The following is a 12604-nucleotide window of genomic DNA, read 5'->3' on the forward strand; positions in this document are numbered from 1 at the left end:
TGAAGCAAAAAATTTAAACACCGCTTACAAACTCTTACCTTTGATTCTTCACATAAACTAGCCTGAATACATAAATACTGTAACCTTCACCACACTAATAACAAAAAGCTCAACTTAGGTAATTTATGCAACACGACAACAACATGTACGCGTATGTTTATGCAGACAACGAAGGTACAGAGAACACACTTATCGCTACTGTCGACAACCAAGAAAAGCCCCTAATCTCAAGCTGTTTTAATGAGATAAAGCGCATGTCTAACTTAGCTATTGATCTTGCAGCTGAACACAACTTGAAAGTGAAACTGGTTAAATACGGAAGAGAACAAGAGATCGACTTCGGCCTATTCCTAAAATAGCGCAGTCATAACGCATGTCTTGATCGGCAAGCTCAAGCAGCATGGTCAACAGCACAGAACACCGTTGTAACAACATGTTTTGAGTAGGCAATCACATTGACAATGATTGCCTGCTTTATTCACCATCGAATGCCGACCACGGTAAATGTACAAAAAGGTGCACAAAAAAGGCCAGCATTCGCTGACCTTCTTCATTCACGATTTAAATCTCTATACGTTATTTGCTAACTCTTAACTCTTAGATACTAGCTAGTAGCTACTAGCTACTAGCTACTAACGAGTACAATAGGCTTCCCACAAACGCGCTGCCTTTGAGTAAGCTTCAGCCTTATCATGCGTTTCTGCAAATAAAATCGCCGTCATACTATCCACAACACTATTCGCCATTAACTCCATCTCATCTTGTGGTGTGCCCAGTACACATTCAGAAGGCAGAGGCAGTTCAGCATTCATTGTGCCTTCCCAGTAAAAAGATTCCACCTTCTCAGGAGAACTCATCCAGACAGTTTGACTCACTTTAGGGTTGTATTCTGATTCGCCATTCATGCCTTTAAATGAAATCACCGAGTGGGATTTATTGCCAATCACATGCTCGACTTCTGCATGAAGTTGTGGGAATCCTGGGTGAAAGCTGCCACGCAAGCCTAAACGACCACCACCTGGGTTCAATGCTCGAACTACAGTATTAATCGGCGTTCTCAACCCGTAACGATGTTTCCAACCAATCATAGTTTGAGCTTGTGGGGCGAAGTTCGCTAAAGGTAAGTAAGCAATGCCATCGGCTTCTAGGATCTGCTTTGCGTCTTGCGGATCTTGCGCGCTGCGAACGCCGACGCATTCTAAATGCGTTTCGACATGCGTACGACCACTGGGTTTGTCCATGTAGCCATGCATTAATACTTTATAGCCGTTGTCAGCTAGAATTTTTGCTGCCAACAGGTTCCAAGGCTTTCCACTGGCGTTATCGTTACGCTTACCTGCGTAACACGGCCAATCGATATCAGCACCTAAGTCTGGCACTCGGGATTGAAACGCTTTTACAAAGCCTGCGATCTCTTCATTGGTTTCATTCTGCACACGAATCAACATCAGTAGCATAGCCATTTGGTCGTCACCGACCTCTCCGCTTAAATACTCATCCATGATGCGGTAGGCTTGTTCGAACGACAAAGGCTTACGGCCTCTTTCCCCTCGTCCAACTGTACGAATACACTCTAAAATACTACTCATTGATTGTTTATTCTCTTCCGTTGATATCAATAAAATTCGAATACGTTTTCGATTCTATGACACCCGCAGTTCATTGCAAAGCGATTCAGGTACTATCACTCTAATTACCAATGCACTGATTACTGTTCTAAAAGCACGCTTACTGGTGTAAAATTAACTAATGCAAAATCGCACATATTGAATATGTATCCAGATGACAGTAAAACCGCAGAGTCTAAGAAAACTTGAATCGCTTGTTTTGCGCCTTTATTGCTTAACTGCTGCGGAATGTAATTCACGCCAACCTTAGTTCAGACACAAAGACTAATATTTAATGCCAAAGTTGATTAACAAAATTTGGGTACATGCTTTTATGCTATTCGCTATGTTAGTGGCCACCATCAGTGTGGACAGTATCGCGAACGACAATGCTATGCAGGCAACTCAAAATCTATCGACCTTATCGCAGAACACCTATTCCTCATTCAACACCAGTGACTCATTCCCATATTCTAGCGCGCAACCCAATGTAGAACACCACTGCTGTGGCTCTGTATGCTTGCTTAAAATGCCACCGTTGATTGTGTCAGAGTCTTTTGATACCCAAATTGGTTCATTGGCTTTAATCGAGAAAGAGCCTTCACACAAGGCGATCATGTCGCCACAAGCTCCTTACCGCCCTCCTATTTCTTAATTGTTTGTCCCTGTTTGGCAACGCTTGCCAACGTATTACTAATACAGCTCTATCGCTGTAAACAATGACATCCAAATTTAGGAAATAAACACATGAAAAAGCTATTTAGCCTATTCGCCGCTCTGATCATGAGCGCTTCAATTAATGCCGCTCAGTTTGAAGAAGGCACTCACTACAAGATCCTCGACGTAGCGAAAGCAGATAAGCCAGTCGTTACCGAATTCTTCTCGTTTTACTGCCCTCATTGCTACAAATTTGAAGGCGTCATTAAGTACCTAAAGAAAGACCTACCGAAATCAGCAAGCTTTCAAAAAGTGCACGTAGCGTTTATGGGCAACGACATGGCTGTGCCTATGGCAAAAGCTTACGCGACCATGATTGCACTCGATACTGAAGACAATATGGTTCCAGCAATGTTCGCCAAAATTCACGAGAAGCAACAGACCCCAAGAAACGAAGCCGAACTTCGCCAGATCTTCATTGATAACGGTATCGATGCGAAGAAGTTTGATGCGGCATACAACAGCTTTGCAGTGAACTCGATGCAAAAACGTTTCGATAAAGAATTTGATCAAAGCACACTAACAGGTGTTCCTGGAGTGCTGGTTAACAACAAATACATCGTAAAACCGGATCAAATCAAGAGCTACGAAGAGTACAACCAGCTGGTGAATTACCTTCTAACGCTTTAATCAAAAGCGATAGTCTTTAAAACCTCAAAAGCCAGCGACCTGATCGCTGGCTTTCTTGTCTTTACGAGTGAAGTGAATGCGCAATGGCACGCTCGAAGGTCATTCAGTTCGCCCTTGAATACACGTCAGAATCACTGTTCACTGGCATCCGCCGTTATTTCTCATATACTGCACCCTATTACATCATCCACTACTCTGTAGTACTCAAAATATTAGCACTCAAACATTGGGCACCTTTATGATCATTCTGACCACTAACTTTGGCGACATCGAAATTGAACTTAACCTTGAGAAAGCGCCAGTAAGTTCAAAAAACTTCCTTAAATACTGCCAAGAAGGCTTCTATGAAGGCACGACATTTCACCGTGTGATTGAAGGCTTTATGATTCAAGGTGGTGGACACACTATCGACATGACAGAGAAACCAACACACGCACCTATTGTGAATGAAGCTAACCGAGGCTTAAAAAATGTGATTGGTTCTGTAGCGATGGCTCGCACTGACGCACCCCATTCAGCAACGGCTCAATTCTTTATCAATCTTGACAACAATGATTTCCTTGATCATACCGCGACCAGCAACGCAGGTTGGGGTTACGCAGTGTTTGGCAAAGTATCGGCAGGTATGGATGTGGTAAACAAGATTGCGCTTGCACCAACCACTACTCGCTGGGGACACGAAGATGTGCCGTGCGAAGATATTGTGATCACCAAGGTCACGATTCGCGATTAATTCAAAATTAGCAGTCAATTCGCTTTTTTATCAAATAACGAAGCAATGTTGGTGCTAATTGCATTGGTATTAGTTACGATGACAATAGTTGTAATGTCATCATAAGAATTAGGTACTGACGGATGTCACAAGAATTTGATAGACAAAATAGCTTTGGTTGGATGATCAACGTGATCGCCAATAAAGCGAGCAAAGATTTCGACACAGAATTGAAAGAACATGGCTTAACCATTGCGCTCTGGCCAACCTTGATGTGCCTATGGGAAGAGGAAGGTATTACTCAGCGTGATATCGCGGCAAAGTCCAAAGTCGAGAATTCAACAACGACACGCACACTGGACAAGCTAGAAAAGCTTGAACTGGTTGAACGCAGAGCCGATCCAAACAGTCGTCGTTCTTTCAGAATCTACTTAACGGAAAAAGGGAGAGCACTCGAAGAACAGCTGATTCCAATCCCTACTCGTTTAAACAAAGAATTGATGAATGAGTTGGACGCTGAAGAACAACAGCAGATGATCAAGCTACTTCAAAAGATGGTCGCGGCAATCTGATTTTACTGCACTCATCGCTTACCAAACATATTGTTTAGTGCTTTCTAAGCATGCATCAACACTCGGCCTTGTACCGAGTGTTTTATTGTCGTCTCGACCATTTTATATAGCAAAACAGTGAAGCAATGATCATCGCTAAACTCATGATGAATGCCCCTTCCGGCAAGCTTTCTGTCACCGATACAGCAAACACCCATACCTACAATGAAGCAGACAGCAACAAGCCAATGCTTCCCTTAAATTCTCAATTAAAACCGCAAACGCCTATTTTTTAGCGTCTTCGACATCGCATCTGATGTACTGATGACTTGTTCTCTGAACCATTTATGAGCGGGGTCATTATTCTGCTTCTTTAGCCAAATCAAATAGTGGGATATAGGCTGATATTCAAAAGGTGGTTTAAACAACTGTAAACCTAACCTTTCTTGAAACTGCACAGCCATAGATAAAGGCACTACCGTGATGTAATCCGATTGGCTACATAGCAAGATATTACTGAACAGTGAGCGCCCGTGAAACACGATTTTGCGCTTCGATAAATCCAAAGAGGTGTAGTGATTTAAACTGCGAACTTTACGTCGCGTTCTGTCTAATACAGCATGTTTTTCACTCATGAATTGCGCTTCGCTGATTTCACCTCGGATTCTCGGGTGGTCAGCTCGACACACGATCACAAACTCCCCTTCATATAGGGTTTCACTAGCTATGCTAGGGTGTTCAGGTACCACAATATCGATCATGGCATCGAACTCTTGAGTCAAAAGATCTTCGTAAATACGCTCATCACTGTCTGGTTGATCAAAGACTTCTAACGACAAGTTTTGATTAGGAAGCGCCGCAAAACTATTAAGCAGTACCCACTGTAAGTGCTCAGGTGAAGAAATTACAAACTTACGTTCAGAGGATTGATCATCAAAATTAGCCATCGATTGAAACACGCCATTGAGTTCATTGATCGGCGCTTTAACTTGTTCATACAAGCTTTGGGCATAAGAGGTAGGCACAACGCCACGTCCTTTACGAACAAAAAGCTCTTGGCCAATCTCTTTTTTTAGGCGCGCTAATGCGGTGCTGATGGTCGATTGATTGGTACTGAGTTGATCCGCAGCCTTACTCAAACTGCCCTGCTCCATCACCGCAGAAAACACAGCAAGTAGGTTGAAGTTGGGGATTTCGTTGCTCATATATCATTACTCGTTAGGCGACCATGAGTTCCATGCTATCGTAAAAGCGATTAAATAAAATAATATTCCCTCGTTTGACCTCGCAAGTTGAGACAGTAAGCCTCCTTCATACCGATCACTTTTGAAGGAGGGCCTAATCGATGAGTGACTCTCCTATAACAACAAAAAAATGCACAATTGTGTCGTTTGTCATGACACTGTGTTGAGTGTCATTAAGATATACATTTAAGTAACTAGCGCTACAGTATTTCACATCAAATCATCTAAGAAGTGCCTTTCTGACGGACAAAACTGATTATCGGCTCTATATGACTCCTCACTTATATTCATCACTCTTTCTATTGTAAAAAGCGCATAAAAATATTCATTTCAACAAATTACTTGTTGATGCTTTTATTAGTCATTTCATTGATCCAAACCAATTTAACTCACGATGTTTTAAAGCCGAATTTGAGCGCCAGCAAACAATTCGGCTTACCGATTTAGAGTGATAGTAACTCATCGTAATTACGATATTATCAAATCGTAATTCTGGGTAGATACCGCTCAAAACTCTTCCTATTATCCTGCTAACAAATCAATTCTTAGCCAAAACAGAATGCTGACAAATGTTTTACAACACTATGTCATTGCCATGGAAGAGCCCCTCGACAACCGAGGTATTACACGTAAAGAAGACAATAACTAAAAGAACGAGTCAAATATTTCGTTCAACAGTACATAGTCATTCAACCTGCGTTTCTGACTAACAATAAGAATTGGTTTGTAGGGAAGCATATTCGCTTCTTGATACCGAGAATCGGTTGTCTGGACTTAAATACCATCTATTACTTTTGTTTATTATGCGCACCAATCTACCCACATAATAGACATCTACTTTTTAAGATGTCATTAAAGGTTACTCCTAGGCTGCAAATTCTCTCTTCTTATTGATGTAGGTTGAGATATGAACTTTATTAAAATCGTTTTCCAGAAAGTCTGGGCCGTTGTGATGGTCTTGATTAAATTCTGCCTGTTTATGGCGGTGATGTTTGCTGGTGCATGGGCTCTTGCACCATTAGGCACAATCCATTCTAAAGACATCGACATGTCTCAATTCAACAATCATCCCAATGAAATGATGATGAACTTCTTCCAGATGGAGTCCTTCTCTGGTTACTTATTCTCAGTGACAATTGCTGTGGTATTAGCCGGTGTTTACGGTATGTGGCAGTTGCATGAACTGGGTGTGCATAAAGCAAAAGAGCACAAAAGCGCACACGTTCAAATCGTGTTTGCACTGTCACTTTGCGGACTCTTCATCAGCAAAACATTCTGGGTTATCGCCTTGGTTATCGCATTGGCGAACTGGAAACATATTGGTCAATCACTGAGCGATGTGATTCGCCGCGGTGTACAGCCTAAACAAGACGCAACCAATTCAGAGGCTGCCGTAGTCCGCGTATCACCTGAAAAATCGGTAACAGAGCCGTCTCAAACAAAGCAATCTTCAGTAGAACAATCTTCAGAAGCTCAGTCTTCAAAAGCTAAGTCTTCAAAAGAAAAAACTCCAACAAAACCATCCCCTACAGAAAAAGAGGTCGCATAATGAAAGAGATGATGATTCCATACATCCTAATTGTATGGTCACTGTTTGCGACAGGCGCACTTAAGAAGAACTTCAAAAACTACACATGGGCTGCCATTGGTGGTGTAACGATTCTTGCGCTATTAGCGGTTATCTCTCGCTTGTGGGCACCCGTTGATTTAACCAACTCAACCACAGTGAAAGCACCACACGCGGTGATGTCACCTATCTTTGGCCAGCAGATCGACAAAGTGCTTGTTGAGCACAACCAAATGGTTAAAGAAGGCGACATAATCTACACCCTCGTCGATATAAACTCTGCTGCTGACAAAGCGAAGATCGAATCTGAGATTGTTAAGAAAGAAGAACAGGTTAAACAGATGACGCGAGATCTTGAGCGTGCTGAAACATCACCGCAGATCTTTAATGCTCGTGATATTGAAAAGTACGATTCAGATCTTCGTGTACTGCACGCTGAACTTGTGTCGCTGAAAGCCGATCTGCAAAAAGTAAACTGGGCGCAAGAGAAGAAAACCGTTAAAGCTGAGTTTGACGGTCAGGTATCGATAGTGAATATCGCTGAAGGTTCTGTCATGGGTAACATGCACCTCTACAACACCAGTAAAAAGTTCCTTGAGATGCGTATTTCAGACCAAACGTACGGCTATGTTCAAGTAGGAGATTTCGCTGAGTTCTTCGTTGATGCATATCCAGGGCACGTGTTCCGAGCAAAAGTACACAGCTTTAATGCAGGTACCGGAGAGTCGAGTATTTCTCCACTTCAAGGGCCACAAAGCGTCGGCCAACACGTAGTAAGAAACGGTAATGGTTTAGGCCGTACCATTGTACTTAAGATCATCGAACCAGAAGGTTACAACATCCCGATTGGTTCAACTGGCGCGGCTTGGATCTCGGCAGAGAAGCCACATCCGTTCTGGGGCTTCATTGATGTTATCGGTGCAGCAACGGTTCGCCTTCAATCTTACAAGTCATACTTAGGTGCTTGGTAACACTTAACCGCTTAGTAATTTAAGCCCTTCGTAGCGACTAGACACTAGATAAATACTTACATCATTTAACAGCCACTAATTTCAAATTAATGCCCTGAATTTCAGGGCATTTTTGTATCAGTCACAGCCAGAGAGTACGATGAATTCAACAACCTTAACTTTAGACTCTTTACCATCAAGGCTACGCTCATACTGGCGGAATGGTTCTTAAGTAATGTACCAAATAATTACTTAAGTAGACTTAGTAAAGGATTATGGCACCACTTGAAGAAAAAATAATTTATTAATATAAAAACAAACGATTGTTGGTTAACCATTTAATTATTACCCACCTCGTAAGTAAAGAAAAGTAAGTAGCCAATGTAAGCAAAGTAAGCTAGGTAATTAAAATATCCAAACCCAACAAGGAAAAAGATGAAACCACTGACAATAGGTGTGGATTTCATGACACTCAGATTACAAACCAACAATAATTAACAAAAGATAAAACAAAACAACAATTATTTAAATATTTGTTAATTATCCGTAAAAGTGACCAAATTGATATTTATACAGAAAAGGATATAACATGCTGGATTCAACAATAACTATCTAGAATACATTGAGTCAAAATGAAAAGAAAATTATTACTAGCTACTTTAGCGCTAGCTGTTTTATCTGGCTGTAACAAAAAAGACGAAGCTAAAGCTCCGGTAAAACAGAAAAAAGCACCAATCTACAACACAGATATAACATTTTTGAATAGCGCAGCAGACCCCGTATCTCTAGATATAGAAAACCTGTTAAGAACTGCAATTTACGCAACGTATGAACGCTCTGAGTATCTTAAACCAGTCATTGGAGATATTTGGAAATATTCCAACAGTGGCTTTGCCTTTAAGCACTTTACGGACAATGGTACTGCAGAGAAAGAATATACACTGCCAGACGGAAACAAAATATTCGTTACTGTTTCAAGATTTGACCAATCAGGCTTCAATATGTCTGTAACCTCTGACGTAATCACCAAACCAATGCCAATTAATGTTATTGAAAAATCAGAGGGTGTATACCAAAAAACAGATGTTGGCGTTTATGGTGAAAAAATCGATATAAACTTCGATATCAAATCAGATGGCCATTACGCTTCCTCTACAGGGCTTAAGGGGCAAAATTTCAACTTATCGAGAAAGAAAGATTCAACACTATTAACTGTTGTAGGAACAAATATTGATGAAATAAACCTGAACTATAACTATAATAAACAAGAAGTTGACTTTCTTGTTAATAGTACTCCTGCGGTTGCTATTCATTACACTTACAATCAATCTACAGATACACTAACCAAATAATCGTAACTCTTTATTCGAAACAATATATCGAATGAAGTGTAGCGCGATTTAGTGTGCATAAAGTTAGAGAAAAGAACACCTCCCATAAGGAGGTGTTCTTCGTTATTAATCCAACGGGTCTCTACAAAGGCTTTTTCGTGAAATCACCAATAAGCCAGCTAAAGATAACTTATGCAGCTTGAGTCGCGATGGTTTTACGTTGATTTTTGGTCATCAAGTGATAAACCACAGGCACAAAGTAGAATGAAATAAGCGTGGTTAACACGGTTCCACCAACAATAGCGACCGCAAACGGAGGCCAGAAACCACCACCAGCAATGATCAATGGCATGAAGCCACCAACAGTTGTAATTGTGGTCGAACTGATATGTCGAGTACACGACATTACCGCCTCGACTACCGCATCCACATTACCTGATGAGGCTTGTTCATCCAATTTCAGCTCCGTCAAAATCACGATGGCGGCATTGATCGCCAAGCCTGCAATACCAAGCATTGCGATGATCACCGTAAAGCCGAACGGATAACCGAAAATCCAAACAGACAACAATCCTAGACCACCAGCCAATCCTGCTACCATGAAGATGATGCTGCTCATTCGAAACGAATTGAACGACATCACTACCACCAACACCATCAATACCACCACGACTGCGACATTCGAGATCAGGCTGTTGACTGAATTATCTCGTTCAGCGGATTCACCACCAAAACCAATCGTGTAACCTGATGGCATCTGATAGCTTTCTAAACGTTTTTGGAATTCATTAAGTACCGTTTGAGGTAAGACACCCGCTTCAATGTAACCCTCGATGGTATTAACACGCTGCCCATTACGACGAGTAATCGCACCACGGCTTGTCGTTAATTCAAGCTCAGCTAAAGTAGAAACATTGATACCGGTTGAGTACACCTCAGAGCTTATCGGCAAGCGAATATTACTCAAATGCGCCAAGTTTTCACGCGCGTCATCCGCAACTCGAACACGGATTGGTACAGATTCACTGCCCTCAATTACCGAGCCGCTTTCACGACCAGTCAGCGTGGTTTGCAACATGCCCGCAAACTGATTGAGTGAAATTCCGTTAAGTTTTGCGGTGTCTTCATCGACCTTCAACCACACCTTTGGCGTACCCGGTTGCAGCGTTTCCCTTGTGTGAGTGACATGAGGAACTCCTGCCAGAATCAATCGCACATCCTCACCAATCGCTTTCAACGTATCGAGGTTTTCACCATACACACGCAGTTCAACGGGCGCGGTAAATGGAGGCCCTTGGTTCAGTTTACGCACCAAGATCTGCGCCTGTGGTACTTCTTTATCTAGCACCTTTTGAAGTTCTGGAATTAGCGCATTGGCTTGTTCAAAGTTTTCTGTTTTCACCATTGCTTGCGAGAAGTACGGCGCGTTGTTTTGCCTTGCTTGCAAGTTGTAATAAAAAGATGGGAAGTTAGCGCCCACTAGCCAATCAATGCGCTCCACTTCTGGATAGCGATGAATGATATCGTCTATTTTCTCAGAGATATTCTTGGTCGCATAAATGCTTGCTTGAGGCGGCATGTACACCTGAATCTCAAACATATCTCGGTCTGATGGCGGGAAGAATTGCTCTGTCAGCTGAGACATACTCCAGTAACCGGTAAACGGTACCAATAACACAAGAGCTATAGTGATGATTGGATGCGTCACACCAAATCGAACAGAAGATGAGAACCAACGTGTTAATGCTGGGATTCTTAAGCCCGTCATGTACCAATGGTGTTGACCTTTCTTATCGACATCACTGAGTTGCTTGGGCAGTAGCTTAGTCGCCAAGCCTGCGATTAAGGTGTGCGAGATAATGTAAGAACCGATCAACGAGAAAGAAACGGTAATCGCTATACCACCGACAAACTCACCCGATGCACCCGGCATCAAGATAATCGGGGCAAACGCCAATACGGTGGTTAAGGTTGAGCCTAATAACGGCACCCATAAATGCTTCAATGCATTCATGGTCGCTTCCGCTCGGTGCTGCCCTTTCAAACGATACGCTTGAATGGTATCGACCATCACCACCGCGTTATCGACCATGATCCCGAGCGCCACAATTAAGCCCGTCACCGACATCTGGTTAATCGGCAGACCGGTCATTTTCATAACTGACAGGGTTAATAATGAGGTTAACGGCAGGGAAATCGCGACTAAGATCGCTGCACGCACGCCTAAAGTGACAAACAGAACAACCAAAATCAGACCAAAGCCGATCATCAAGCTCTTGCCTAAATCGTCTAAGCGAGTCTCGGTATAACCTTGCTGATTAAAGAGCACTGTCACCTTAACGTTACTTGGTAACTCTTGCTCAAACTTGCCAATCAGAGCGTTAGCTCGTGACGTCCAGTTATCGACTCGCAGATCAGGATGCATTCTTGCCGCGACAATCACACCCGGCTCACCATCGATAATGGCAATCTGATCTTGAGGGGTTTTCTCACCACGTTTCACCGAAGCAATGTCTTCCATACGGATAATGTGACCATTGCTGTCGGTGGCAATTGGCACTTGCTTGATACGCTCAATAGAGTCCAGTTCAGACTCAATTTCCAAGCCAAAACGGGAATAAGCACTCACCAATTCACCCGCAGAGTTTTTCGCATCGGCCCCTTCTAGCGACTCAGCAATATTGGTACTTGAACGCCCTAACGCCGATGCGTCCGCAGTACGTAAACTGATTTGAATCTCTTCTTGTGGCATCCCATATTCATCAACGAATTCAGTGCCCGACAAGGTTCTTAATCGCTTGGCGAGCTCTTTGGCATAACGGCCGAGGGTTAATCGATCTGGCTCGCCTGCACCAGACCAAGTCAGAGAAGCAATGGTCGTGAAAGCGTAGGTATGGTCACTGTCGAGATCGGGAGAATGCGAACCCGCAGGTAATATGGATTCGATGTCAGATAGTTTGTCACGCGCTTGCGACCAAACCGGTTCTGGCTCGGTGATAGTGTCATTCAATTCTAACGTGACAATAGACACGCTCGGCCTTGAGGTTGAACTCACGAGTTTAACTTCACTCAACTCACGCAACTTGTTCTCAATCACCTCAGTGACTAGCGTTTCTACACGTTCTGCGCTGGCTCCGGGAAAGCTGGTTGTGATGTTGGCGTAACGGTTGATGATCACCGGGTCTTCTGCACGCGGCAGCGTCATGAACGCAGAAATACCACTCACCATCAGCAGCGCTGTCATCAAGATGAGCAGTCGCGTATTGGAAATAGTCTCTATAATTTTCATACTATT

At 42.8% G+C, this 12604-nt stretch carries 11 protein-coding genes and 1 pseudogene; 8 read left to right on the top strand and 4 right to left on the bottom strand.

The annotated features are described in order from the left end of the window. Window positions 1-125: 125 nt before the first annotated feature. Window positions 126-359 carry a hypothetical protein gene (locus Q5H80_RS09405; protein WP_012604416.1) on the top strand — a complete coding sequence of 78 codons (234 nt, stop codon included), beginning with the start codon at window positions 126-128 and terminating at the stop codon, window positions 357-359. A 273-nt stretch (window positions 360-632) separates the two neighbouring features. Here Q5H80_RS09405 and Q5H80_RS09410 read toward each other — a convergent pair whose 3' ends face one another. Beyond that, window positions 633-1589 carry a glycosyl transferase family protein gene (locus Q5H80_RS09410; protein ID WP_304564562.1) on the bottom strand — a complete coding sequence of 319 codons (957 nt, stop codon included), beginning with the start codon at window positions 1587-1589 and terminating at the stop codon, window positions 633-635. A 313-nt stretch (window positions 1590-1902) separates the two neighbouring features. Between Q5H80_RS09410 and Q5H80_RS09415 the strand changes: the two genes are divergently transcribed. From Q5H80_RS09415 to Q5H80_RS09430, 4 genes are all read left to right on the top strand, one after another. After that, window positions 1903-2262: a hypothetical protein gene (locus Q5H80_RS09415; protein WP_304564563.1), complete on the top strand. Its 360-nt coding sequence runs from the start codon at window positions 1903-1905 to the stop codon at window positions 2260-2262. Window positions 2263-2354: 92 nt separating this feature from the next. Next, window positions 2355-2954, top strand: a complete 600-nt coding sequence (locus Q5H80_RS09420; protein ID WP_304564564.1) for a thiol:disulfide interchange protein DsbA/DsbL — start codon at window positions 2355-2357, stop codon at window positions 2952-2954. Window positions 2955-3192: 238 nt separating this feature from the next. Then, window positions 3193-3687, top strand: coding sequence for a peptidylprolyl isomerase (locus Q5H80_RS09425; protein WP_304564565.1), 495 nt, complete (start codon window positions 3193-3195; stop codon window positions 3685-3687). Between the two features lie 122 nt (window positions 3688-3809). Continuing rightward, window positions 3810-4238 carry a MarR family winged helix-turn-helix transcriptional regulator gene (locus Q5H80_RS09430; RefSeq protein ID WP_304564566.1) on the top strand — a complete coding sequence of 143 codons (429 nt, stop codon included), beginning with the start codon at window positions 3810-3812 and terminating at the stop codon, window positions 4236-4238. 103 nt (window positions 4239-4341) lie between these two features. Here the strand turns inward: Q5H80_RS09430 and Q5H80_RS09435 are convergent. Together Q5H80_RS09435 and Q5H80_RS09440 are read right to left on the bottom strand one after the other, a co-directional pair. Continuing rightward, window positions 4342-4467: pseudogene (locus Q5H80_RS09435) on the bottom strand (EamA family transporter); the annotation flags it as partial. Window positions 4468-4486: 19 nt separating this feature from the next. Beyond that, window positions 4487-5422: a LysR family transcriptional regulator gene (locus Q5H80_RS09440; RefSeq protein WP_304564567.1), complete on the bottom strand. Its 936-nt coding sequence runs from the start codon at window positions 5420-5422 to the stop codon at window positions 4487-4489. Between the two features lie 946 nt (window positions 5423-6368). Here Q5H80_RS09440 and Q5H80_RS09445 point away from each other — a divergent pair. From Q5H80_RS09445 to Q5H80_RS09455, 3 genes are all read left to right on the top strand, one after another. Further along, window positions 6369-7010 carry a magnesium transporter gene (locus Q5H80_RS09445; protein WP_304564568.1) on the top strand — a complete coding sequence of 214 codons (642 nt, stop codon included), beginning with the start codon at window positions 6369-6371 and terminating at the stop codon, window positions 7008-7010. After that, on the top strand, window positions 7010-7999 hold the full coding sequence (locus tag Q5H80_RS09450) for an efflux RND transporter periplasmic adaptor subunit (protein WP_304564569.1): 990 nt from the start codon (window positions 7010-7012) through the stop codon (window positions 7997-7999). Before Q5H80_RS09445 ends, Q5H80_RS09450 begins: the two co-directional genes overlap by 1 nt. A gap of 611 nt (window positions 8000-8610) precedes the next feature. After that, entirely contained in the window at window positions 8611-9330 is a 720-nt protein-coding gene (locus Q5H80_RS09455) for a lipoprotein (protein ID WP_304564570.1), read from the top strand. A 169-nt stretch (window positions 9331-9499) separates the two neighbouring features. Here Q5H80_RS09455 and Q5H80_RS09460 read toward each other — a convergent pair whose 3' ends face one another. Beyond that, window positions 9500-12598, bottom strand: coding sequence for an efflux RND transporter permease subunit (locus Q5H80_RS09460; protein ID WP_304564571.1), 3099 nt, complete (start codon window positions 12596-12598; stop codon window positions 9500-9502). Window positions 12599-12604: the final 6 nt, after the last annotated feature.

Origin of the sequence: Vibrio sp. SNU_ST1, from assembly GCF_030563405.1 — a bacterium.
Classification (GTDB): Bacteria; Pseudomonadota; Gammaproteobacteria; order Enterobacterales; family Vibrionaceae; genus Vibrio.

Bases quoted from the DNA above. Each gene is read 5' to 3' on its own strand.
- Q5H80_RS09405 (WP_012604416.1), top strand. From the start codon at position 126: ATGCAACACGACAACAACATGTACGCGTATGTTTATGCAGACAACGAA.
- Q5H80_RS09410 (WP_304564562.1), bottom strand. From the start codon at position 1,589: ATGAGTAGTATTTTAGAGTGTATTCGTACAGTTGGACGAGGGGAAAGA.
- Q5H80_RS09415 (WP_304564563.1), top strand. From the start codon at position 1,903: ATGCCAAAGTTGATTAACAAAATTTGGGTACATGCTTTTATGCTATTC.
- Q5H80_RS09420 (WP_304564564.1), top strand. From the start codon at position 2,355: ATGAAAAAGCTATTTAGCCTATTCGCCGCTCTGATCATGAGCGCTTCA.
- Q5H80_RS09425 (WP_304564565.1), top strand. From the start codon at position 3,193: ATGATCATTCTGACCACTAACTTTGGCGACATCGAAATTGAACTTAAC.
- Q5H80_RS09430 (WP_304564566.1), top strand. From the start codon at position 3,810: ATGTCACAAGAATTTGATAGACAAAATAGCTTTGGTTGGATGATCAAC.
- Q5H80_RS09440 (WP_304564567.1), bottom strand. From the start codon at position 5,422: ATGAGCAACGAAATCCCCAACTTCAACCTACTTGCTGTGTTTTCTGCG.
- Q5H80_RS09445 (WP_304564568.1), top strand. From the start codon at position 6,369: ATGAACTTTATTAAAATCGTTTTCCAGAAAGTCTGGGCCGTTGTGATG.
- Q5H80_RS09450 (WP_304564569.1), top strand. From the start codon at position 7,010: ATGAAAGAGATGATGATTCCATACATCCTAATTGTATGGTCACTGTTT.
- Q5H80_RS09455 (WP_304564570.1), top strand. From the start codon at position 8,611: ATGAAAAGAAAATTATTACTAGCTACTTTAGCGCTAGCTGTTTTATCT.
- Q5H80_RS09460 (WP_304564571.1), bottom strand. From the start codon at position 12,598: ATGAAAATTATAGAGACTATTTCCAATACGCGACTGCTCATCTTGATG.